Source organism: Luteibacter jiangsuensis, from assembly GCF_030812295.1.
Taxonomy (GTDB): Bacteria; Pseudomonadota; Gammaproteobacteria; order Xanthomonadales; family Rhodanobacteraceae; genus Luteibacter; species Luteibacter jiangsuensis_A.
This window is the reverse complement of record NZ_JAUSSK010000001.1, coordinates 1,207,632-1,229,075: the sequence shown is the minus strand read 5'-3', so window position 1 is coordinate 1,229,075 and position 21,444 is coordinate 1,207,632. Positions and strand designations below refer to the sequence as shown.

Below are 21,444 nucleotides of genomic sequence, written 5' to 3'. Positions count from 1 at the left end.
CTCGCGGCGGGTTGCGGCGCAGCATCCGGGGCGCCGCGGATTTGCAGTACGCGGACGGGTCGCCTAGCCTTGGAGGTCCCGGAGGGCATCCACGTCTTCCCTTATCCCCTCCAGAGCGAGAATTTAATTCATGCAGATCGCCGATCGACACGCCGTTTCCTTCCATTACACGCTGACCGACGACCAGGGCAACGTCATCGATAGCTCGGACGGACGTGAGCCGCTGGCCTACATCCATGGCGAAGGCCATATCGTGCCGGGCCTGGAAAAGGCACTGGAAGGCCGTTCGGCCGGTGACCAGTTCAAGGTCGACGTGGCACCGGAAGAAGGCTATGGCCCGCGCCACGCGGAATTGATCCAGGTGGTGCCGCGCGCGGCATTCCAGGGCGTGGAAGACCTCCAGCCGGGCATGCAGTTCCAGGGTCGCAACGACCAGGGCAGCATCAACGTGACCGTGAGCAAGATCGAGGGCGACAACGTCACCGTCGACGGCAACCACCCGCTCGCCGGCCAGACGCTGCACTTCGCCATCGAGATCACCAACGTCCGCGAGGCGAGCGACGAAGAACTGTCGCACGGCCACGTCCACGGCGAAGGCGGCCACCACCACTGATCGTCCGTTGATCCAGCCCTGTGGGGGCACTCCCGATAGGGCTGGATCAATACCAATCGAGCAACGACACGCCGAGGCCTAGGTACGTCGCCCTGTGGTTGTAGTCGATCAGGCTCTCGCCGTAGCCATTGAATATCTCGAGGTAGCCGCGCAGGTTGCCCGCCACCGGGAAACTCCACGTCCCGCGCAACGACCCGTGCGAGCGGTCCCCGCCACGGAATGAATGGCGCGCGGTCAGGCCGAATTCCTGTCGGCCCACCTCATGCACCACCTGTATCTCCCCCCGGCCCATATAGTCCTGGATGTCGGGATTGTCGTCGTCCTTGCGATCTTCCGGAATGCGCCACCATGGTCGCAGCATGATCGTCCAGCCTTCGCGCTCCAGGCCGATGTCGGCGATCACGCGATTCCAGCTGCGCGAGAGCGGATCGGCGCGTCCGTTGGACTGGTGGTTGATGCCGATGCCGGCGAGGCGGCCCGTCCAGCCCAGCACCTGGTAGTTCGTATTGAATACCAGCATGGCCTCCGGCTCGTAGTTCGTCTCGCGGAAGGGGCGCGAATTGTCAGGGTTGTAGACCTGCCATCGCGACGACTGCGTATAGCCGACCCAGACATCGCCGTTGTCGTCGAAGAGGTTTTCCGCGACCTTGGTTTTCAGGCTGATCTGGAACTTGGCCTCGACGCTCTGGAGTTCCTGCGGTGTCGTGACCGTGTGGTCCGGAGCGGGACTATGCGGCGTGGTGTTCTGCTTCGTGGTGCCGAAGAATGGCAGCGCATACGTGGGTTTGTATCCGCGCAGGTTGAAGGTGCCGAGCTTGGATTCGGGTGAGAGTTCCCAGCGGCTGTCGAGCAGCGAGAGCGGCTTGGCGACACCACCCGAATTGCGCGTGGCCAGGTCGACGCTGATTGATTCCCCGTCGCGGTCTTCCTTCTTCACGGCCTGTGGCAACTGGTCGCGACCCACGGCCTTGTCGTAGCAGAGAAGGCGCTGCGAATCGGTTTCGATGCCGGCGCAGGCACGGATATCGATGGGGCTCGGGTTCTGCGCAAATGCGAGGCCCGTGTGCAGGCACGCGTAGGCGCCGAGGGCGCCGGCGGCGCGGAATGGCTTCATGTTGGTGTGACTCCCTGCGAGCCGGGCTGGCACCGGCGAGGGAGAAGTGTAGCGGCCGCGAGCGTGGGAAAAACGTGCAGCGGTACGCGTCGCAACAGCCCGGCTCGGAGTTTCCAGCCCGGAGCCGGGCGCGAGATGCTTACTGTCCGCTGGCTCCCGACTTGCTCACCCAGCGTTGGTACTCGGCCTTTGAGATTTTTCCATCGCGGTTGCTATCCGCGTACTGGAAATCATTGGCCAGCAGGGGATAGGCGGAGGCCTGCTCCTCGCTGATCGAGCCTTTGCCGCCGGCGAGCGTGGCGAAATCCGGCGCGGGTCCGGCCGGCTTCGCCGGCGCGGGGCCACTGTTCACGGTGACCTGGCCCTGCGGCGTCGAGAGGGTCGTGCCAGGCGCGCCTCCCTCGGTGCCCGGAGCGGGGGGCGGCAACGGCGCGTTCGCCGGAGGGGGCGGAGGCGGGGTGGCTTCGCCCGGTGGCGGAGGCGGGACCTGTCCCGGCGGCGGGGCGTTCTGGGCGATTGCCGCGCCTGCCAGCAACAGCGATGCGCCGAGGGCGACGGCGCGAACTTGCTTCTTCATCGAAAGCCTCCTTTCGTCAGCTAGGGGAACGCACCGAACGCGTCAGCGCACGGCATCATTGCCCACGCTAGCAAGGGGCGATTTAATGGCGGCCCAATTGCGATAAGGCCTCCACCGTGTCGTCACGCGTAACCGACGCTGCCTCCACGGGCGACGTGCTTCGTCTCTCATCCCGCTCCGCCCAGCTCATGCACCTCGCCGCGCAGGGTTTGCTGAAGCGGGGTACCCGCAAGGCGCGCAAGCCCGATGTGGCAACAATCATCGCGCGGATGGGATTGCTGCAGATCGACACGATAAACGTCGTCGCACGCAGCCCCTATATGGTCTTGTTCTCGCGCCTCGGTGGCTACCGCAACGAATGGCTCGACGAGACCCTGGCCGAGGGGCTCATCGCTGAATGCTGGGCTCATGAGGCGTGTTTCGTTCCCTCCGGCCAGTTCCACTACCACCGTGACTACCGATCGGGGCGCGCGGGCCACTGGGCGCACAAGAGCGCCGAACGCACCCATGCCGAGGCGCGCACCGACATGGATGCGCTGCTGGAGCGGATTCGCCGGGAAGGCCCCCTGCGTGCCGCCGATTTCGAGCGTGACGCTCCGGCAAGCAAGGGCTGGTGGGGCTGGAAACCGGAGAAGCGCTGGCTCGAGGCATGGTTCGCACTGGGCCGGCTCATGGTGGCGCGCCGGGAGCGTTTCCAGCGGGTCTACGACCTTGCCGAGCGGGTGACCGCCCATTGGCCCGAGCCTCCGCCCCCCGGCACCCAGGACGAGGCGGCCGTGCGCCGCTATTTCATCATCGAAAGCATGCGTGCGCTCGGTATCGCGAAGGCACGCTGGATAGCGGATTACTTCCGCCTGCGTCCGCGCGTGACGGACGAGGAACTGGTGCCGATGCTGGCCGATGGGTCACTGATACGGATAGCTGTCGACGGCTGGGACGAGCCGGCCTACGTGCATCGCTCGCACGCGTCGCTGCTCGACGAGGCAGTGCGGGGAAGCCTGCGGGCGACGCGGACCACGTTGCTATCCCCCTTCGATCCCGTCGTCTGGGATCGCGCTCGGGCGATGGACCTGTTCGGTTTCGAATACACGATCGAGTGCTATACGCCCGCGCCGAAGCGCAAGTATGGCTACTACGTGCTCCCCATCCTGCATCGTGGCCGGCTGGTCGGGCGCCTGGATGCGAAAGCCCACCGCCAGGGCGGCTTGTTCCAGGTCCTGGGCATCTGGCTGGAGCCAGGCGAGGCCCTTTCCCCGGTGCTCGTGGAGGGGCTGGCCCTGGCGATCGACGAATGCGCCGCCTGGCATGGCACGCCTCGCGTCGTGGTGGAGCGAAGCCAGCCCCGGGGGCTGGCTTCGCTCATCGGCAAGGCCTTGTCCGGCTGATCAGCGGGTGGAGGCGGGGGCGGGCACGTCCGAGCACGACTTGCCGTGCAGCGCCTCCTTGAGCTGGTTGGCCAGCGACGTGCAGCGGTTCGCCAACTGGTCGCGCATGTCGGCATCCTGCGACTGCCGCAGCAGACTGGTCCGCATGAGCTCGTAGCGGCTTTCGATCTGGTCGCGGGCGTAGATGCCCGCGGCGAGGTGGCAGCTCTTGTAGCTGGCCAGGTACTCGTCGCAGGACGCGATGCCGGTGTTGTCGGGCAGGGGAGCCTGCTTGCCGCTCGCACCCGTGCGGCTGCCGCCACTTTTTGGGGCGGCGCTCGTCGAGGTCGTGGAGGTGGTGGCCCGGGTACCACCGCCTGCCGTGGCGGTCGAACTCACGGTGCGGCTGGTGGTGGGTTCCGGCTTGGTCTTGTGGTCCGAGCAGGCGGCCAGCGCGAGGGCGCCGATCAGGAGTGGGGCAATGCGGATCATGGAGCGGTTCATGGGTCGTCGGTCCCCTTGGCGAGCGTGGACGGATGGTAGCCAAAGTCGCACCGCTAGTGCGACGCGGGGCAAGGATGTCCCCAACCGGGGTGAAATCCACGTCAGCGATGGGGGAGCCCGGGGGCAATTCAGGGTCATCGCTATTTCCTTCAGGTACGGGTATAGTCTCCGGACTGTGTTTGCCGGGGTCATAGAGTTATGTTGACCCGATGCAGCTGATCACGTATCCGCAACATCGCTTCGCTCCTCGCGTTTCCTTGCACACCAGTAATGCGGCGACTTACAACAAGTCGCTGGTTTCATTCGTAAATCGTATTGGAGTGTTTCTATGTCGGATCGTGAGATCGGCACCGTCAAGTGGTTCAACGATGCAAAGGGTTTTGGCTTCATTTCGCGTGAAGCTGGCCCGGACGTGTTCGTCCACTTCCGCGCTATCCAGAGCAATGGCTTCAAGTCCCTTGCCGAAGGCCAGAAGGTCTCCTTCAAGGTCGTGAATGGCCAGAAGGGCTTGCAGGCTGAGGAAGTCCAGGCCGCTTAATCGGCCGGGGCAACCCAAGTTTTGCGAAAAGCCGGGCGGCAACGCCCGGCTTTTTTTGTTTTTCGCGCAAGATCGGGCAGTACTTCGCGATTCGGGCCCGACCAGAACCTTTTTAGGTTCTTTTTCGTCGGTCGATCGAGCCGGGATTCGGATTTCCAGGCTCCTTCACGCTTTTCTGCGTGATCGACGTCAAAAAATCGTCTCCTGTAGGGGTTCCCCTACAGAACTTCCGAAAAATGTGGTTATTATCTGGGCTACTGTGTCTGCGCGGTCACGAGAGTGACCCGATGTAAGCGAGCAGTCTGACGCTCCATCGCTTCACCCGGTCCTGCATTCCCAGTAAGTCGCCGGCTTGCGAGCCGGTTTTCGAGTGTTGGATAGAGGTGTGTGTGATGGCAACAGGTACTGTGAAGTGGTTCAACGACGCCAAGGGCTTTGGCTTCATCACTCAGGATGAAGGTGGTCCGGACGTATTCGTGCATTTCCGTTCGATCCAGGGCAGCGGCTTCAAGTCGCTGCAGGAAGGTCAGAAGGTGGAATACAAGGTGACCCAGGGCCAAAAGGGCCCGCAGGCGGACGACGTCGTTCCGAAGTGATTTGTTCGGGCCGGCTCGCGCCGCCCGTTCTTGCATGACTTCCGCTCCTTCGGCGCAGCTGCGCCGGGGGGGCTTTTGCGTGCCCTGCGGAGTCCCCCATGACCACCATCCCCATCGACGGCAAGCCGCGCGATCTCGGCAACGGATTCGTCGTTCGGCGCATGCTTCCCCACCTGAAGGCGCGGCACGTCGGGCCCTTCGTATTCTTCGACCAGATGGGCCCTGCGGCGTTCGCCGACGACACGGGGCTCGATGTGCGTCCGCATCCGCATATCGGCCTCGCCACCGTCACGTGGCTGTTCGATGGTGTGATCCGCCATCGCGACAGCCTCGGCAGCGCGGTGGACATCCATCCGGGTGACGTGAACTGGATGACCGCCGGCCGTGGCATCGTGCATTCCGAGCGCACCCCGCCGGAGGCGCGGCATGGCGGCAACCTGCACGGCATCCAGGTATGGGTGGCGCTGCCGAAGTCGCACGAAGGGATCGACCCGGAATTTCATCACCACGCCGCGGCCGAGTTGCCGAAAGTGGAGCGTGATGGAGCCCGGCTCGTGGTCATCGCAGGCGATGCCTTCGGCGAGACGTCGCCGGTACGTGTGTTCGCTCCCATGTTCTTCGTCGAGGCACGCCTCGAGAAGGGGGCCCGTCTGTCGATGCCGGGACAGCATGCGGAATGGGGTGCTTACGTGGTCGAGGGGGCCGTACGTTTCGGCGAAACCGACCTCGCCGCGCTGGACATGGCCGTGGCGCACGAGGGCGAACCGCCGGTGCTGGAAGCGAAGGAGCGATCGCTGGTGATGTTGTTCGGTGGCGCGCCACTCGATGGCGAGCGGCATCTTTGGTGGAATTTCGTGGCCAGTTCGAATGAGTTGATCGAGGCAGCCAAGGCCGACTGGTCCGCGGGCCGCTTCCCGGTCGTGCCCGGCGACGAGTACGAGCGGATTCCCCTGCCTACCTATTGAGCGGGGTATAGGCATGGCCAGGTTCGCCAGTTTCCGCGAGTTCTATCCTTATTACCTCGGCGAGCACACCGACGTGCGTTGCCGCCGCCTCCATTTCGCCGGCAGTTGGGTCGTGCTGGCGGCGCTGGTCATGCTCGTCGCCACCGGCCAGTTCCGCTGGTTGGTGCTGGCGCTGGCCGGTGGCTACGGTTTCGCCTGGATCGGGCACTTCGTGTTCGAGAAAAACCGGCCGGCGACCTTTCGCCATCCGTTTTACAGCCTCATGGGCGATTGGGTGATGTTCGCCGACATCTTGCGCGGGCGCGTATCGTTGCGCTGAGTTGGCCGGAACGGGGCCGGGCGTCCATCATGCCACCTCGGCGGAGGCGTCCTGGCGATGGCATTCGCGTTGCGCGCGCCGCGTCGCGCTCCAGGAATCGATCGCCATTTCGCCACGGGCCAAGCGGCACACCTCGACCAGTCTTTCCACGTCCGTGTCGCTCATGCCGGCGTTCAGGGTCAATCGCAGCAGTGAACGATTGACCGTTGTCGCCGGTGCGCTGAACACCGAGCCGAACACGCCGTGACGCTCCATGATGTCGCGCACGCGTCCGGTCAGGATTTCCTGCCCCGCCTCGAACGCGACGATCTGCTCGGTGCCGTCCCCGATGGGGTAGCCCAGTGCGGTCAGTTCGCGACGCACGTAACGGGTGATCCCGCGCAGCCTGCGCCTGCGCCAGTCTTCGGCTTGAATGACCCGGTGCGCAGCCGAAAGGCCCGCCAGTTCATAGGGCAACAGCGACGAACTGAAAATCGCGGGTAGCGCCTCGCAGCCGAAGTAGTCCTTGAAATGCGTCGTGCAGGCGATGAACCCCGCGCGCGAGCAGTAGGCCTTGGCCAGGCTCGCCGTAATGAAGTGCACGCGATCGTTGAGGCCAAGGCTGGCCACGAGGCCTTCGCCGCGGCGCCCGTGCGTGCCGAGCGAGTGGGACTCGTCCACGACGAGGACACAACCGTGCTCCCGGGCGACGCGAGCGATCTCGACCAGCGGCGCCACGCTTCCGTTGGTGCTGTAGACCGCATCGACGACGATCACGCCCTGGCCGTTGCGCAAGACCTGCCGTTCGAGATGGGCCACGTCGTTGTGCAGCACGGACACCGCCTTGGCGCCCGCGCTGCGGATGCCTTCCCAGAGCGACGCGTGGGCCAGCATGTCGACGTATACCGGCACGCGTTCCGTGGCGATGGACTGGATGAGGCCCACGTTGGCCGCGAAGCCGGATTGGGCAAGGATGCCGTCCTCGCTGCCGACCGCCCGCGCGAGCTCGGCTTCCGCGCGATGCAATGGCTGGTTGGCATCTTGCTGGAACAGCGCAGACATCATCATTCCCAGGCCTCCTTCGGCAAGGGACGTACGCTGCGCTTCGACAATCGCGGGGTGCCCGGCGATAGCGAGATAGTCGTTGCTCTGAAGCATGAGGTCGCCGTCGTGCGGCCGCCGGCCCCTCAAAATGTGACGGCCGCCCCAATCGACCGCCACGCGTTCGTTGTGAAATCGATCGACTCTTCGCGCGACGAAATCGGGAAGCACGGGTGCCTTGGCGGGGCGATGCAGGATGGAAACGTTTTCCATGGTTCATCTCTCTCTCTGGTGAATGGATGGGCGAATTCAGGCGCCGCCCGAGGGGGCGGCACGCGTCGGCCTCGCCCGGGCAGACGCGAATTCGTTAGAGAGGGAGGCGTCCTGCCAGGGTACCGTTTGCGGAACCCCTGCCTCATGCCATTACCAGAGAGACGTCGCAGGGACCGGATGGTCCGAACACGACGATGGATTTTTGGACCAAACGGCTACCGCGCGCGCCGGAAGCTCCGCCACGGGATGGTGAACTCGTTTGGATTCAGGGCCCGGCTAGATGAAGCGTGGCCTGCTGTCGGCGGCCAGGCTCAGGTCCTGCTCGCGTAGCCATGTACGGTATGACTTCACATGTTGCAGGCGGAACCGCTCCACGTCGTCGATGAGGGCGTAGTAGTACCACTGTTCGCCGGAAATGGCCGTTGCCGGGTACAGGTGCGATTCCGGGTGGCTGACGCCCTTATGGTAGAAGCCGTCCCGTGAATTGAACCAGGGCAGGGCTTCGCCGCTGCGCAGGGCTTCCAGGACCGTGGCCGGCGCCCCCAGATCTGCCGCAATTTCATAGTGCGTGCGCAGGTCCTCGTCGGTCTGGACGAGGAGGAAACGGCCGATGCCCCACGCGTCGACCAGGAGCAGACCGGTAGGGTTGCAGTGCACGTAGCATTCCACCGGCTGGAACGTTGCCGTGACGCTCTGCAGGACTTCGCGGAAGGCCGGGTCGCGCAGGAAACGGAAATTGCCCAGGGCCAGGGTCTCGGCGACGAAGGCGCTGGCGCGTTCGAAGTAACGGTGCTGCAGTTCGGTGATGGCGGTCTGCAGCTTTTCGATCGCGAGCGGGTCGTTCTTCCGGATGAAACGGTCGATCACCCCGGAATTGAAGGCGTCGATGGCCGTCGCATCGTCGGCGCGGCCGGTCAGGAGGATCTTGCCGATATGCGGATTCGGCAAGCGCTTGCAGAAGGTGATGCCATCCATCTCGGGCATGGCCTGGTCGACCACCACCACGGAGATCTCGGCAAACCGTTCGGGGTCGTAGACCACCCGGTGGATCGAGTCGATGTCCAGGGCGACCAGTTCCTGCGTTTCCGAAGGACGGTCTTTCCAGCGGTACAGCCAGCCGCCGCCAGGCACGGGGCGGCTGCCGTTGTTGCCCAGCGTGGCCAGGGCGCTGCGCGGGGAACTGAACGTGCGCACCCGCACCATCGGGTCGAGCAGCAACGGGACGACGTCGAGGTATTCCTCGTGGTCGTCCACGAGCACCGTCGTGGTCGGGAAATGGAAGGGCTGGATATCGCCCTGTGAGTTCAGCGTCATCACTGCCGGTCCCCGGTCTCCGGATGCGGGAAGGTGAGGGTGAATTCAGTGAATTCGCCCAGGTTGGTACGGCATGCGATGCCACCGCCCATATGCTCCATCGCCGCGCGACAAAAAGCGAGACCTATGCCCAGCCCGGTGATGGTCCCGCTCCCGGCGCTGTCGCTCGAATAGGAATAGAAACGGTTGAAGATACGGGGAAGCACGTCCGGCGGGATGCCGGGGCCGGTGTCGAGGACCCGGATCCGGTTGGCCTGTTCGTCCGGCTCGATATACACCCCGATCTCCCCCTTGCCGGCCCGGTCGATGTGGAACAGCGCGTTGCGCAGCAAATTGAAGAGCACATGGACCACCAGCGCTTCCTCCCCGAGCAGGCGAAAATCGCCCGTGGGTGACAGGGTGATCCTTTCGCGCTCCGCGCGCGAGCCGTAGGGGAATCGGCGCAGGGCCTGCTCCACGCATTCGCGCGCCCCCAACGGGGTGAGCGGTACCTCGCCGATCGGCCTGGCGGAGAGCAGCAGCATGTCGATGATGGTGTTCGCGTAGGTGACCTCGCGCTCCATGACGCCGATGCTGCGCTCCAGCGCGTGCAGGTTCTGTGCGCGCACGTCGGGCACGGGCAGCCCCTGGCTTTCTGCCAGCCGGTGGCTACGGAGCAGATCGGGCATGAAGCGGGCGACGGCGCGCGCGGCGATGCGCAGGGAACCCAGGGGGGTGCGCAGCTCATGGGCGATGTTGTTCGAGGCGGCCGTCAGGGCGTCGATCCTCGTCTGTTCGGCCATGTTGGACGATACGGTACAGGTGGCGCCACCGACCATCGCGAACAGCAGGAGCGGGATGTACTCGAGCATGGTCTGGGTGTGCAGGTGCGCCTCGGGCGAGAGCGCGAACACCAGCGCGGCGATCAGGCTGCCCAGGGTGAACACCACGAGAAAGCTGGCGATGTCGAACAGCATCATCAGCAGCATCACGCAGGCGAGGTGGGTCATGAGCCACGCGGGCGTGGCGTTGCGCAAGGTCATGTAGCCGACGAAGAACGGCATCGCCACGGTCATCGCGAAGTACCAGTACGTCGGCAGGTGCGTGCGCAGGCGGCGCGGCCACCATGGCAAGAGGGCCAGCGGGATGAAGGTGGCGCTGCAAAGCAGCCGCATGGGCAGGTTCTCATACGGCTGTGGGAACAGGTAGGCCCACACCGGGTAGTACACGGCGAGGGAAAAACTGCCGACCACACCGATCGCGACCATTTTCGGCTGCGAATAACGCGTGCGCAGGAACATCGTCGTTTCGAACCGGGCCAGCGCGCGCAGCAGCAGCCACAATTGCATGCGGAAGAACTGGCGCGGGCGGGTCGAATTGTCCGGGGGCGTGGACATGGGTGGCATGGCGTCCGTCAGTGGCTCGAGGGGCAAGCGAAGGCCGCCGCGTTCATTGGTACTGCTGGTGGCAGGCCTGGCAGGCCTCGCCGATGGGGGCGAGCACGCCGGCCAGGGCCGCACAGCTGCCAGGGGCATGGGAGATGGCATCGTCGATCGCCGCGACGAGCTTGTCCCCTCCGCCGTAGAAGGGCGCGTCCATGCCGGGGAATGCCTCGCGGACATCCCCGGCGTTTTCCCGCATGCGCGACAGGTGGGCCAGTGAGCCCTTGGCATCGCATTGTTTCGCCCGCACGTTGGCGCGCAGGACGCCCATGTGGTGCTGCATGACCGCCATCACCCCGAGGTGGAACGGCGTTCCCTGCCGCAGCGCGGACAAGGCGAAGGTGGCACCCATCGCGCCGACCACGAGTCCGAGGATGACGAGTAGCAACGGGCGCATCGGTGATCCATGGCAGCACGAGGCCGTCAGCATAGCCGACGGTCCCATTCTTTCGATATGAGACAATGAACACGGATTTCCCGATCGAGACCCACGTGAGTACGGCCCAGGCAGAACGTTTCGCCGGCATCGAACGACTGTATGGCCGCGGCAGCCTGGACCGCCTGGCCCAAGCGCACGTTTGCGTGATCGGCGTGGGTGGGGTGGGCTCATGGGCGGCCGAGGCCCTTGCCCGAAGCGGCGTAGGCCGGCTCACCCTGATCGACGGCGACGACGTCTGCCTTTCCAACACGAACCGCCAGCTCCATGCGCTGGACGGCCAGTACGGGAAACCCAAGGTGGGTGTCATCGCCGAGCGCGCGCATGCGATCAGCCCGACCATCCGTCTCGAAGCCGTGGAGCGTTTCCTCACCCCGTCGTCCCTCGACGACCTGCTGGACCGCAACTACGACGTGGTGATCGACGCCTGCGACGCGCTCAAGGTCAAGCTCGAGACCATCGTCTGGTGTCGCCGGCGCAAGGTTCCGCTGATCACCGTCGGCGCGGCGGGCGGACGTACCGACCCTACCCAGATCCGCGTGCGCGACCTTTCGCGGACCGAGCACGACGCCATGCTCAGCATGATCCGGAAGAAGCTTCGCCAGGAACATGGGTTCCCCCGCAATCCGGACCGCTTCTTCGGCGTTTCGGCGGTTTACTCACTGCAGAACGTGCGCTATCCGCAGGCCGACGGCAGTGTCTGTGGGGTGCGTCCGCCGGGAGGCGATGCGCTCAAGCTCGATTGCGGTGGTGGGTTGGGCGCGGCCACGCATGTGACCGGGGCCTTCGCCTTCGCGGCGGTAGGGAAGGCACTCGAAAAACTGGTATCGGCCCGGGGCTGACCCTTCAGCGCTCGGCGGCGACGATCCGCAATGCTTCTTCGAGCCGGTCAGGATCTTCCTCGGCACCCATGGCAAGGCGGATGCCGGCAGCCTGCCGCCCCGTGCCGACGAAGTGCTTCGACGCGGCGACGTGGACGCCGCGTGCGAGGAGGCGTTTCTCCATGGCGGGCGCGTCCGGCAGCGGAAGCCACGCGTGCAGGCCGGTTCCGGATGTGACCAGGTGTTCGCCGATGATCCGCCGCGCCATCCCGGCGCGTGACGCCATGGCGTCGGTCAGTTCGTCGAGTAGCGCCTCCGCCGTGCCGTCATCCATCCAGCGGGCGACGATGGATGACGCAAGCGCGGGCAGGCCATCCTGCTCGAGCTGGATCCTGGCCGATGTAACCGCCTGCATCGTCGCGTCGGCGTGCACCATCCAGCCGACCCGCAGACCCGGTCCGACGATCTTGCCGATGCCACCGCAGTGCACGGTTCGGTGGGGAGCGAGTCGGGCAAGTGGCGGCAGGCCTTCGCGCACCGGCCGATGCAGTGGTGAGTAGACGTCGCCCTCGACGATGGTCAGGCCGAGGCGCTCCGCGACCTCCGCGATGTCCAGGCGCCGTTCCAGCGGCATGGTCGCCGTCGTTGGGTTCTGCAACGTGGGTTGGACATACAGGGCCCGGGCGCGCGATCGCGTGGCCGCCTGCATCAAGGCATCGGGCCTCATGCCATGCCGGTCCATCGCCACGTCGACGCAACGCGTGCCGAGGTGCTTCGCCATGCGACGGACGCCGTGGTACGTGTGCTCCTCGACGAGCACGGCAGGATGTCGTCCGGCGGTGGACGCGGCCAGCGCGAGGGCGAGCGCGTGCCGCGCGCCGATCGTCAAGGCGATGAGCTCGGGATCGACCGGACCGTGCCCTCCCACGCGCTCCAGCCAGCCTGCGATCGCCTTCCTGATCCACAGGGCGCCGGCGGGATCGGGATAGGCGAGCGACTCGACATCCACCGGCGTGGTGGCTAGCGCGGCGCGAAGGCGGGTGACGACGCTTCCGCGAAGGGGGAGGTTCACCGCCAGGTTGTAGCTGGGTTCCATGGCCGCATTGTAGGGGTGCCCGCCAGGGCTGCTAGGCTTCGCTTCCATGTGGTGCGTCTATTTGATCGAATGCCGGAACGGAGCGTGGTATGCGGGGATCACCAACGACCTCGACGCGCGCTATGCCGCCCACGTCGCGGGCAAGGGAGCGCGTTACACGCGGGCCAATCCGCCGGTACGGCTGCTGGGCTTTCGCCCCTTCGCCGACCGTTCGGCGGCGTCGAAGGCCGAGTACGAGGTGAAGCGCCTGCCGAAGACGAGGAAGCTGGCCTGGCTGAACGCCCATGACGGCGTATAGCTCCGCTCGTCACCGTGCGCCATGGGGGCGTCGACCGAACACCGGGTCGATGGGACATGGGGTACCCGTAGACGTTGGACTGGCATAGGATGGGCGAGACGAGAAACGGAATTCCACCGACGTAAGGAGGCCATGCCATGGAAGCTCGCCTGCACACGAAGATCACCCCCGATTGGCACCGATGGATCGGCGAGTCGCTTGCCGCCGGCCACGCTCCCGCCGACGTCCTCGGGATCATGAAACAAAATCGCTTCGACGAATGGGCGGCACGCGATGCGATCGCCGAGGCCCTGTTCGGCGGCATCGCCCCGCGGCAACCGGCGCAGGCGCCAGAGCCCGCCACGTTCAGCAGCCGCCTTGAAGATGGCCATGTTCTCTATGTGGGCGATCGCGGCGTACGCGTGCTCGTGCGGGTGTCCCGTCCGACGATCGCCGTGCTCGACGGCGTGCTGGACCCGGTCGAATGCGACCAGCTGCGCAGCCTGGCCACCACGCGCCTGGCTCGCTCGGAGGTGGTCAGCCCGGGCACGGGCATCGGCGTCGTACAGGACATCCGGACGAGTGAAGGTGCCAACTTCGGGCGTTCGGAGAACGAACTGATCGCTCGCGTCGATGCGCGCGCCGCCGCGATCATGCGGATGACCGAGGATCACGGGGAGGGCCTGCAGGCCATGCGTTACGGCGTCGGCGCCCAATACGTGCCCCATTTCGATTTCTTTCCGCCGGACGATCCGGGCAGCCAGTCGCACCTGAAGAACGGCGGCCAGCGCGTATCGACCCTGATCATGTACCTCAACGATGTCGAGGCCGGTGGCGAAACCGTCTTCCCCCGGATCGATTTCAGCTATGTACCGCGCAAGGGTCAGGCCCTGTATTTCGAGTACACGGCGCCGGACGGGTCGCTCGATCCGTTGTCGTTGCATGGCGGGGCGCCCGTGGTCCGCGGCGAGAAGTGGATCCTCACCAAGTGGATGCGCGAGCGCTCGTTTCCTGGCTGAACCGTGACCTCTGGCCTATATCCGGCCCACGTCATAGCCCGCAATCTCATCGGCTTCAAGGGGAGGGTCGATCGATGCGCCGCCAGGCAGCCAGAGTCGTTCGTTACGTCGTGCTCGGCGCACTCGCGTGCGCTCAAGGCGCATGGGCGCAGGAGCCTGCGCAAGCCCGGCCTGCCACGCCGGTCCCCGCCGCCGGGTCCACCGTCGCCGCACCGGCTGCCGTGGCGATCGAGCCGGCCGAGATTCCTTTTGCCTCGGCACACGCCGCTTCCGTGCGCACGCCCAGCGCGCCGACCGCATGGGGCGGGCCGCGCACTGGCAGTGAAGCGACGCTGTCCGACCGCGTGGTGTCCTACCGAATCCAGGCCCGCCTCGATCCCGCGAAACACACCGTGGACGGCCAGCAGCAGCTGACCTGGCGCAATCGGAGTGACCGGCCGGTCGGCTCAGTGTTCCTGCACCTCTATCTCAACGCCTTCGAAGGCGAGGGGAGTACCTTTTTTACAGAACGGCGTGTACTTGCCGCCCACGGCGGCTCGCGTGGTGTCGCCGAGGTGAAAAAAGGCGAGTGGGGTTATATCGACCTGGGCAATGTGGAACAGGATGGTGCGGCGTTGAAGTGGCGCTACGTCCATCCGGATGGCGGCCCCGATACCGACCATACCGTGGTTCGCGTCGACCTGGCACGGCCGGTGCCGGCGGGCGGAAGCGTCACGCTGGACATGAACTTCCACAGCCAGTTGCCACGCGTGATCGAGCGCACCGGCTACGTCGGCAAGTTCCACCTCGTCGGCCAGTGGTTTCCCAAGATCGGCGTACTGGAACTGCCTGGTGAACGAGGTGCCACCGAGCCGCGCTGGAACGTGCACGAATTCCATTTCAACAGCGAGTTCTATGCCGACTTCGGCGAATACGATGTTCGTATGACCGTTCCCCGGGATTACGTGGTGGCGGCCGTCGGCGAGCAGCAGGGCGATCCCACTCCCGAAGGCAACGAACTGACCTGGCATTTCGCCCAGGCCGACGTGCACGACTTCGCCTGGATGGCCGCGCCCGGCTACAAGACGCTGGAGGGCGAATACACCGGTCCGGGCAGTCCGCCCGTGAAGGTGAAGGTGGTCTATCCACCCGAGTACGAGGCGAGCGCGAAACCCGTCTTGAAGGCAACCATCGATTCGCTCGGCTACTTCTCGTCGACGCTGGGCCCTTATCCCTACAAGACGGTGACCGCCGTGGTGCCGCCGTTCAACGCATCCGAAGCGGGTGGCATGGAATACCCCACGTTCTTCACCGCGGACAGCTTCACCGAGGTGAAGCCGAAGACGCTCGACGAATACATCCTCGACTTCGTGACCATCCACGAGTTCGGCCATGGCTATTTCTACGGCTTGCTCGCCTCGAACGAATTCGAAGAGCCGATGCTGGATGAAGGCCTCAACGAATACTGGGACGACCGCATGCTGCGCGAACGCAAGCAGCGGGTGTACCTGACCAAGCCGCTGTGGCAGTTCTTCGGCGTGGAAGCGCCGATGGACGTGTTCGCGCTCGAGCGGATGTTCGCCTTGCTGCCGCGTCCCTCCGACCCGCTCGGGCAGAACGCGTGGGACCGCCTGTCCAGCGCCGACTACGGCACGGTCTACTCGCGCACCGCGACGGCCATGCACGATCTGGAGGAACGCCTCGGCAAGGACGTGACGGAGAAGGCGTATCGCCAGTACTACGCGACATGGCACTTCCGTCATCCGTCGATCGCCGACCTCCAGGCTTCGATCGCCGACGCTTCGGGAAAACCCGACGTCGTGGCACAGGTATTCGACCAATACGTCTATGGCACCGCGCGTATCGACGACCGCGTGAAAGAGATCGTCAGCGAGGAAGTGCTGCCGCTCGCGGGAACCACGATCAAGAATGGCCATCGTGTCGAACTGTCGTCCGAGCAGAATGACGAGGCAGTGTCGAAACAGCGTGAGGCATGGAAGGACGCGCATCCCGATGCGGCTGATGGTACCGGTCCCTTTCCGTGGAAGACGACGGTAACGGTGTGGCGGGATGGCGCGCGCGTTCCGCAAACACTCAAGGTGTCGTTCGCGGACGGATCGGTGGAGGCCGTCCACTGGGACGACGATCGCCGCTGGGCCCGCTTCGTCTTCACCAAGCCGGTGAAGGGCACGTCGGCCGAACTTGATCCGGACAGGAAGATCTACCTGGACGCGAACAAGCTCGACGACAGCCGTACCGTGGACGCCAACCACGCCGCGTCGCATCGTTGGGGCGCCGATTTCGCGGCTCTGCTGCAGGGCCTTTACGCCTTCCTGGTGACGTTATGAACGACCGTCAGAAACGCTCGGCCATCGCGGCCCTCGGCCATGGCGCCCTCGGCGGCCTGCAATGGCGGCTGGTGCTGTTGTGGATACTGATCACCTTGCTGCCGACCATGGTGGTCGCCTTGCCGTTGTGGAAGGTGCTCGATCGTCTGCTCGGGTATTCGGTGCATGCCGACACGTGGGCGGCGCACTTCGACGGACTGATGTTCTCCGATGTCTTCTCCGCCCTGCGCGATGCCAATGGATGGACAGGCATGGCCTTCGTGGCAGGGGTCCTGCTGACGCTGGCGGTATCGCCATTCCTTACCGGCATGGCGGTGGCTGGTGGCCGCGCGAACCGGGCGCTCGGTTTTGGCGGCCTGCTTCAGGGCGGGGCGATGGAATACGGGCGCATGCTTCGCCTGATGATCCTGTCCCTGGTCCCGTATGGTGTGTTCGCCTTGGTGACGCATGCTGCGTCCACGTTCGCGGAGCGCAAGGTCGACGCCGCGTTCCTGCCCTCGACCGCCGACCTGTATCAGCATGGTGCGTTGGCGGTCGGCTTGCTGTTTTTCGTGGTCGCGCAGGTGATCGTCGAATCCGCTCGCGCACAATTCATCGCCGACGTCGGCCTGCGTTCGGCCTTCCGCGCACTGGGCAGGGGATTCATGCAGTTCGTCCGCCGCCCCTTTGCGAGCGTATTCGTCTACCTGGCGGTCACCTTGGTGGGGGGCGTCCTCGCGGTGCTTATCGCCGCCTGGCGAGGACATACCACCGGTGCGGGCAGCGGGCTTCTGGCAGGCGTTCTGATCGTCCAGCTCGGCGTGGCCGTCGTGGCATGGATGCGCACGTCGCGCCTGCTGGCGCTCGCCGGGTTGGTGGCGGTCAATCCGCATCGCCGCCGCCGCACGGATTTCGCGCCGGCGTTGTAAGGGCGCTTCAGCCGGCGCGGCGTACTTCGCGGTGCGGTGGGTAGTACGCGAACAGGTGCGTCGCGCCGCCGAGGAAATCGATGTTGTCGATGTGCTCGCCGCCCAGGCGTTCGGCGACGTGGTCGGAGGCTTCGTTGCCAATGCGCACGAGGCTGATCACACGCTGGGCGTGCATCTGCTTCCAGGCGAAATCGAGGATGGCTTCACCGGCTTCGGTGGCGTAGCCGTGATGTCGGTGCTCTGGCTTGAGCATCCAGCCCAACTCGAGGTCGGGCCAGCCTTCGGGTTTCATCAGGCCCGCGCGGCCGATGAATTCGCCGGTGTCCTTCAGTTCGATCGCCCACATGCCACAACCGCGCAAGGCCCAATGGCCCAGCAGCATGGCCATCGAGCGCCACGCGTTCATCCGGTCGAGTGGCTGCCCGTCACCGATCCAGCGCGTGCTTTCGGCGTCCGCGAGCATGGCCGCATAGTCGTCGAAATGGCGTTCGGTAAGGGCGGTGAGCCGCAGGCGCGGCGTTTCCAGAACGGGAATGTCAGCTATTGCCATCGAAGTGACCAAGTGTCAGCCGAGCAGTCGAGCCAGAGCGTGAGTGCTCAGCGCGAGGCTTTCCTGCCAGGACAAGCCGGTTATTTTCTCACCAGTGGCCGCATCTTGGAAGCTCTCATCCTGTCCGGGGGATAGGAGGTGGCGGTAATCCACAGTGATTTCAGTGCCTTGTGAAAGGTCTTTCGCAGCGAAGATGAAGCCCAGGTGCCAGATGCCCGTGGGCTCGAAGCTATGGTTCACGTAACACTCGTCCGGCCACTCGGGCGAAACGGTGTAGCGGTCCTCGAACCAGCGGGCGGCGGCGTGCAGGTCGGCGGACAGACTCGGCGAGGCCACGATCTCGGCCCAGGCGTGCGTGCGGTCGATCTGGTCGGGGGCGGTGACGACACGCCCCGCGGCCACGAATTCGTCGACGAACAAACCCTTGCCGGCGCCGGGAATGGCGGAATCGGCGATACGGTAACGCGGCAGGATCATTGGATCATCAAGCCCCTGTTCCTGGCGGGAGCGCAAGTGCGCCGCCGGCATGGGGCGCGAGTGTAGCGCGTTCGGCCGGCGGCGGTAGTGGCTAGAGGGAGAGGCTCAGTCTTCCTCGGCACCCGCCTTGGCCTTGGACGGCCTGGCCGCCTTGGCTTTCCTGGCCGCCTTGGCACCGTCCACCTGGATGGCATCGCGGTTGCGCTCGACCAGCGACGCTCCGATGCCCTTCACCTCGGCGAGCTGGTCCGCCGATTCGAAGGCGCCGTTCGCCTCGCGCCAGGCCACGATCGCCTGGGCCTTGGCCAGGCCGACACCGTCCAGCGACTGCGCGAGGGTCGGCGCGTCGGCGGTGTTGATGTTCACGGGCGAGGAGGCGATAGCCAGCGGGGCGAGCAGCAGCGATGCGAGGATCGCGAGGGTGGCGAGATGATGGTTCACGTGGATTCTCCTCATGGGCAGCGTCGGATGACGCAGGGGCACTCTGCGTCGCGGCACGCTTCACGCGAACTGGCGCGGAGATGAAATTCCGGTGAGGTGCCGCCGCGATACGTGCCGTCATTGTGCCGACATCGCCGGGGGCGTCGCCGTCGTCGCTGTTACAATCGGCCTTTGTCCAACGAGTCCGGTCCGCATGGATACCTCCCGTATTTCTTCCTTCGTCAGTGGCCTCTGGGACGCGGAAATCGTCCCGCAGCTGGTCGAGTACATCCGTATCCCGAACAAGTCGCCCATGTTCGACACGCAATGGCGGGAGCACGGTTACATGGACCAGGCGGTAGCGCTGATGGAATCGTGGGCGCGCTCCAAGCTGCCCGCGCTCGAGGGTGCGTCGCTGGAAGTGGTTCGCCTGGAAGGCCGTACGCCTCTCATCTTCATCGACGTGCCCGCACAGGGCGTGCAGGGCGAGGGCACGGATGAAACCGTCGTGCTCTACGGCCATCTCGACAAGCAGCCGGAGATGACGGGGTGGTCCGAAGGCCTCGGTCCGTGGATACCCGTGTTGAAGGGCGACAAGCTCTACGGGCGCGGTGGCGCGGACGACGGCTACGCCATCTTCGGATCGCTGGCGGCGCTGCTCGCGCTGCGCGACCAGGGGGTGCCGCACGCGCGTTGCGTGATCCTCATCGAGGCCTGCGAGGAATCCGGCAGCTACGATCTGCCGTTCTACGTGGACCACCTGGCCGGCCGCATCGGCAATCCCGCCCTCGTGGTCTGCCTGGACTCGGGTTGTGGCAACTACGACCAGCTCTGGCTAACCACGTCGCTGCGCGGTATGACGGGCGGCAACCTGACCGTGCAAGTGCTGGAGGAGGGCGTCCATTCCGGCGACGCATCGGGCGTGGTGCCTTCCAGTTTCCGCATCCTCCGTGACATCCTCAGCCGCCTTGAGGATCCGCAGACGGGCGCGATCGTTCCGCCGGAACTCTACGTCGACATCCCTCCGCAGCGATTCGAGCAGGCGCGCCGGTCGGCCGAGGTGCTCGGTACCGCGGTGTACGACAAGTTCCCCTTTGTCGAAGGCATGAAACCGGTAACCGATGACCTCGCCGAACTCGTGCTCAACCGCACGTGGCGCCCCCAGCTCGCCGTCACCGGCGTCGGTGGCATGCCCGCGCTCGATAGCGCCGGCAACGTGCTTCGCCCGAAGACCTCGGTGAAGCTCAGCCTGCGCGTGCCCCCGACCCTCTCCGGGGCGGAGGCGGGCAAGTTCCTCAAGCAATTGCTCGAAAAAGACCCACCGTACGGTGCGAAGGTCACTTTCGACCTCGAGAAGGACGGCAGCGGCTGGAACGCGCCGGCGCTGTCGCCCTGGCTCGAAGAAACCGTCGCGAAGGCCTCGGAGCACTACTTCGGCGCGCCGGCGGCCTACATGGGCGAAGGCGGCAGCATTCCCTTCATGGGCATGCTCGGTGAGAAATTCCCGCAGGCCCAGTTCCTCATCACGGGCGTGCTGGGTCCGCACTCGAATGCCCACGGTCCGAACGAGTTCCTGCACATTCCGACGGGCAAGCGCGTGAGCATGGTCGTGGCCGATGTCGTGGCGCGCCACTTCCAGGAAGCGGCGAAGGCATGAGCGACGGCGCCGGCACGCTGGCCGCGCGTCTCGCGGCGGTGCGTGGGTCGATCGCCGCGGCTTGCCGCGAGGCTGGCCGTGATCCGGCCGAGGTGACCCTGCTGCCGGTCAGCAAGACCTTCGGCGAGGACGTGATCCGCGAGGCGGTGGGATTGGGCCTGCGCCGTTTCGGCGAGAACAAGGTGCAGGAGATCCAGGCCAAGGCCGCCGGGCTGGCCGACGAGCGGCTCGACTGGGTCGTGATAGGCCACCTGCAGACCAACAAGGCCAAGGCGGTGGCGAAGCTTGCCGCCGAGGTGCAGTCGCTGGACCGGCTGGACCTCGCCGTGGCGCTGGACAAGGCCCTGCAGGCGCAGGGCCGGGCCATCGACGTGCTGGTCCAGGTGAAGACCTCGCGGGAAGAAAGCAAGTTCGGGCTGGTGCCGGAGGCCCTTCCCGGGTTCCTCGACGAGTTGAAGGCCTTTCCTTCACTGCGGCTACGAGGGCTGATGACGCTCGCTGAAGCCTCGCCGGACGACGCTGTCGTCAGGGCCTGTTTTCGTACCCTGTATCGTCTCCGTGACAGGGCGCGTGACGCGGGCCATCCCGCCGACCGCCTGTCGATGGGCATGAGCGGTGATTTCGCGCTCGCGATCGCCGAGGGCAGCACCGAGGTACGCATCGGCAGCGCGATCTTCGGGGCAAGGTCGTACAAGCCGGTGTGAGACCTGATGCACAGATTCGGTAACCGCCCCGCCGTGACGGCGTCGCCGGGCCGTCACATTGGTGAAAGTAAGTCCTTATGTCCGTTCAGATATTTGCCCCGTGGACCGCAGTTTCCTGCGACTTCTCTGAATGT

At 65.5% G+C, this 21,444-nt stretch carries 24 protein-coding genes; 13 read left to right on the top strand and 11 right to left on the bottom strand.

Going from position 1 to position 21,444, the window contains the following annotated elements; genetic code table 11:
* Window positions 1–130: 130 nt before the first annotated feature.
* A complete protein-coding gene (locus tag J2T07_RS05410) occupies window positions 131–613 on the top strand; it encodes an FKBP-type peptidyl-prolyl cis-trans isomerase (RefSeq protein WP_306847902.1) in 483 nt (160 codons plus the stop codon).
* 46 nt (window positions 614–659) lie between these two features.
* On the opposite strand, the gene J2T07_RS05405 is transcribed toward J2T07_RS05410, so the two are convergent.
* Both J2T07_RS05405 and J2T07_RS05400 read right to left on the bottom strand, forming a co-directional pair.
* Window positions 660–1,727 (bottom strand): phospholipase A, encoded by a 1,068-nt coding sequence (locus J2T07_RS05405; RefSeq protein ID WP_306847901.1) that lies wholly within the window; start codon window positions 1,725–1,727, stop codon window positions 660–662.
* Window positions 1,728–1,866: 139 nt separating this feature from the next.
* Window positions 1,867–2,304: an EF-hand domain-containing protein gene (locus tag J2T07_RS05400; protein ID WP_306847900.1), complete on the bottom strand. Its 438-nt coding sequence runs from the start codon at window positions 2,302–2,304 to the stop codon at window positions 1,867–1,869.
* Between the two features lie 116 nt (window positions 2,305–2,420).
* Here J2T07_RS05400 and J2T07_RS05395 point away from each other — a divergent pair, with 116 nt between their 5' ends.
* The gene (locus J2T07_RS05395) at window positions 2,421–3,689 is read left to right on the top strand and encodes a winged helix-turn-helix domain-containing protein (RefSeq protein WP_306847899.1); all 1,269 of its coding nucleotides are present in this window, start codon (window positions 2,421–2,423) and stop codon (window positions 3,687–3,689) included.
* On the opposite strand, the gene J2T07_RS05390 is transcribed toward J2T07_RS05395, so the two are convergent.
* Window positions 3,690–4,160: a hypothetical protein gene (locus tag J2T07_RS05390; protein ID WP_306847897.1), complete on the bottom strand. Its 471-nt coding sequence runs from the start codon at window positions 4,158–4,160 to the stop codon at window positions 3,690–3,692. It lies immediately after the preceding gene.
* Window positions 4,161–4,500: 340 nt separating this feature from the next.
* On the opposite strand from J2T07_RS05390, the gene J2T07_RS05385 reads away from it, so the two are divergent.
* From J2T07_RS05385 to J2T07_RS05370, 4 genes are all read left to right on the top strand, one after another.
* The gene (locus J2T07_RS05385) at window positions 4,501–4,710 is read left to right on the top strand and encodes a cold-shock protein (RefSeq protein ID WP_306847895.1); all 210 of its coding nucleotides are present in this window, start codon (window positions 4,501–4,503) and stop codon (window positions 4,708–4,710) included.
* A 392-nt stretch (window positions 4,711–5,102) separates the two neighbouring features.
* A complete protein-coding gene (gene cspE / locus J2T07_RS05380; protein ID WP_306847892.1) occupies window positions 5,103–5,306 on the top strand; it encodes a transcription antiterminator/RNA stability regulator CspE in 204 nt (67 codons plus the stop codon).
* 98 nt (window positions 5,307–5,404) lie between these two features.
* A complete protein-coding gene (locus J2T07_RS05375) occupies window positions 5,405–6,271 on the top strand; it encodes a pirin family protein (protein WP_306847889.1) in 867 nt (288 codons plus the stop codon).
* A 13-nt stretch (window positions 6,272–6,284) separates the two neighbouring features.
* On the top strand, window positions 6,285–6,590 hold the full coding sequence (locus J2T07_RS05370; protein WP_306847887.1) for a DUF962 domain-containing protein: 306 nt from the start codon (window positions 6,285–6,287) through the stop codon (window positions 6,588–6,590).
* Window positions 6,591–6,617: 27 nt separating this feature from the next.
* On the opposite strand, the gene cqsA is transcribed toward J2T07_RS05370, so the two are convergent.
* The 4 genes from cqsA to J2T07_RS05350 form a co-directional block, all read right to left on the bottom strand.
* Window positions 6,618–7,883: an alpha-hydroxyketone-type quorum-sensing autoinducer synthase gene (gene cqsA / locus J2T07_RS05365; RefSeq protein ID WP_306847885.1), complete on the bottom strand. Its 1,266-nt coding sequence runs from the start codon at window positions 7,881–7,883 to the stop codon at window positions 6,618–6,620.
* A 276-nt stretch (window positions 7,884–8,159) separates the two neighbouring features.
* The gene (locus tag J2T07_RS05360; protein WP_306847883.1) at window positions 8,160–9,197 is read right to left on the bottom strand and encodes a response regulator; all 1,038 of its coding nucleotides are present in this window, start codon (window positions 9,195–9,197) and stop codon (window positions 8,160–8,162) included.
* Window positions 9,197–10,573, bottom strand: a complete 1,377-nt coding sequence (locus J2T07_RS05355) for a sensor histidine kinase (protein WP_306847882.1) — start codon at window positions 10,571–10,573, stop codon at window positions 9,197–9,199. Before J2T07_RS05355 ends, J2T07_RS05360 begins: the two co-directional genes overlap by 1 nt.
* A gap of 52 nt (window positions 10,574–10,625) precedes the next feature.
* The gene (locus J2T07_RS05350) at window positions 10,626–11,015 is read right to left on the bottom strand and encodes a cytochrome C (RefSeq protein WP_306847880.1); all 390 of its coding nucleotides are present in this window, start codon (window positions 11,013–11,015) and stop codon (window positions 10,626–10,628) included.
* A 65-nt stretch (window positions 11,016–11,080) separates the two neighbouring features.
* On the opposite strand from J2T07_RS05350, the gene J2T07_RS05345 reads away from it, so the two are divergent.
* Window positions 11,081–11,896 (top strand): tRNA threonylcarbamoyladenosine dehydratase, encoded by an 816-nt coding sequence (locus tag J2T07_RS05345; RefSeq protein WP_306847878.1) that lies wholly within the window; start codon window positions 11,081–11,083, stop codon window positions 11,894–11,896.
* A gap of 4 nt (window positions 11,897–11,900) precedes the next feature.
* Here J2T07_RS05345 and J2T07_RS05340 read toward each other — a convergent pair whose 3' ends face one another.
* A complete protein-coding gene (locus J2T07_RS05340; RefSeq protein WP_306847876.1) occupies window positions 11,901–12,971 on the bottom strand; it encodes a PLP-dependent aminotransferase family protein in 1,071 nt (356 codons plus the stop codon).
* Window positions 12,972–13,017: 46 nt separating this feature from the next.
* On the opposite strand from J2T07_RS05340, the gene J2T07_RS05335 reads away from it, so the two are divergent.
* The 4 genes from J2T07_RS05335 (at window position 13,018) to J2T07_RS05320 (ending at window position 17,502) form a co-directional block, all read left to right on the top strand.
* Window positions 13,018–13,269 (top strand): GIY-YIG nuclease family protein, encoded by a 252-nt coding sequence (locus J2T07_RS05335; protein ID WP_306847874.1) that lies wholly within the window; start codon window positions 13,018–13,020, stop codon window positions 13,267–13,269.
* Window positions 13,270–13,406: 137 nt separating this feature from the next.
* Window positions 13,407–14,267, top strand: coding sequence for a 2OG-Fe(II) oxygenase (locus tag J2T07_RS05330; RefSeq protein WP_306847872.1), 861 nt, complete (start codon window positions 13,407–13,409; stop codon window positions 14,265–14,267).
* 74 nt (window positions 14,268–14,341) lie between these two features.
* Window positions 14,342–16,594 (top strand): M1 family metallopeptidase, encoded by a 2,253-nt coding sequence (locus tag J2T07_RS05325; protein WP_306847870.1) that lies wholly within the window; start codon window positions 14,342–14,344, stop codon window positions 16,592–16,594.
* Window positions 16,591–17,502 carry a hypothetical protein gene (locus J2T07_RS05320; RefSeq protein ID WP_306847867.1) on the top strand — a complete coding sequence of 304 codons (912 nt, stop codon included), beginning with the start codon at window positions 16,591–16,593 and terminating at the stop codon, window positions 17,500–17,502. The genes J2T07_RS05325 and J2T07_RS05320 overlap by 4 nt, the downstream gene beginning before the upstream one ends.
* A 7-nt stretch (window positions 17,503–17,509) precedes the next feature.
* On the opposite strand, the gene J2T07_RS05315 is transcribed toward J2T07_RS05320, so the two are convergent.
* From J2T07_RS05315 to J2T07_RS05305, 3 genes are all read right to left on the bottom strand, one after another.
* On the bottom strand, window positions 17,510–18,046 hold the full coding sequence (locus J2T07_RS05315) for a GNAT family N-acetyltransferase (protein ID WP_306847975.1): 537 nt from the start codon (window positions 18,044–18,046) through the stop codon (window positions 17,510–17,512).
* 21 nt (window positions 18,047–18,067) lie between these two features.
* Window positions 18,068–18,529 (bottom strand): SET domain-containing protein-lysine N-methyltransferase, encoded by a 462-nt coding sequence (locus tag J2T07_RS05310; protein ID WP_306847973.1) that lies wholly within the window; start codon window positions 18,527–18,529, stop codon window positions 18,068–18,070.
* A 105-nt stretch (window positions 18,530–18,634) separates the two neighbouring features.
* Window positions 18,635–18,970, bottom strand: a complete 336-nt coding sequence (locus J2T07_RS05305; RefSeq protein ID WP_306847865.1) for a ComEA family DNA-binding protein — start codon at window positions 18,968–18,970, stop codon at window positions 18,635–18,637.
* Window positions 18,971–19,163: 193 nt separating this feature from the next.
* On the opposite strand from J2T07_RS05305, the gene J2T07_RS05300 reads away from it, so the two are divergent.
* Together J2T07_RS05300 and J2T07_RS05295 are read left to right on the top strand one after the other, a co-directional pair.
* Window positions 19,164–20,606 carry a M20 family metallopeptidase gene (locus J2T07_RS05300; protein ID WP_306847863.1) on the top strand — a complete coding sequence of 481 codons (1,443 nt, stop codon included), beginning with the start codon at window positions 19,164–19,166 and terminating at the stop codon, window positions 20,604–20,606.
* On the top strand, window positions 20,603–21,310 hold the full coding sequence (locus tag J2T07_RS05295) for a YggS family pyridoxal phosphate-dependent enzyme (RefSeq protein ID WP_306847861.1): 708 nt from the start codon (window positions 20,603–20,605) through the stop codon (window positions 21,308–21,310). Before J2T07_RS05300 ends, J2T07_RS05295 begins: the two co-directional genes overlap by 4 nt.
* Window positions 21,311–21,444: the final 134 nt, after the last annotated feature.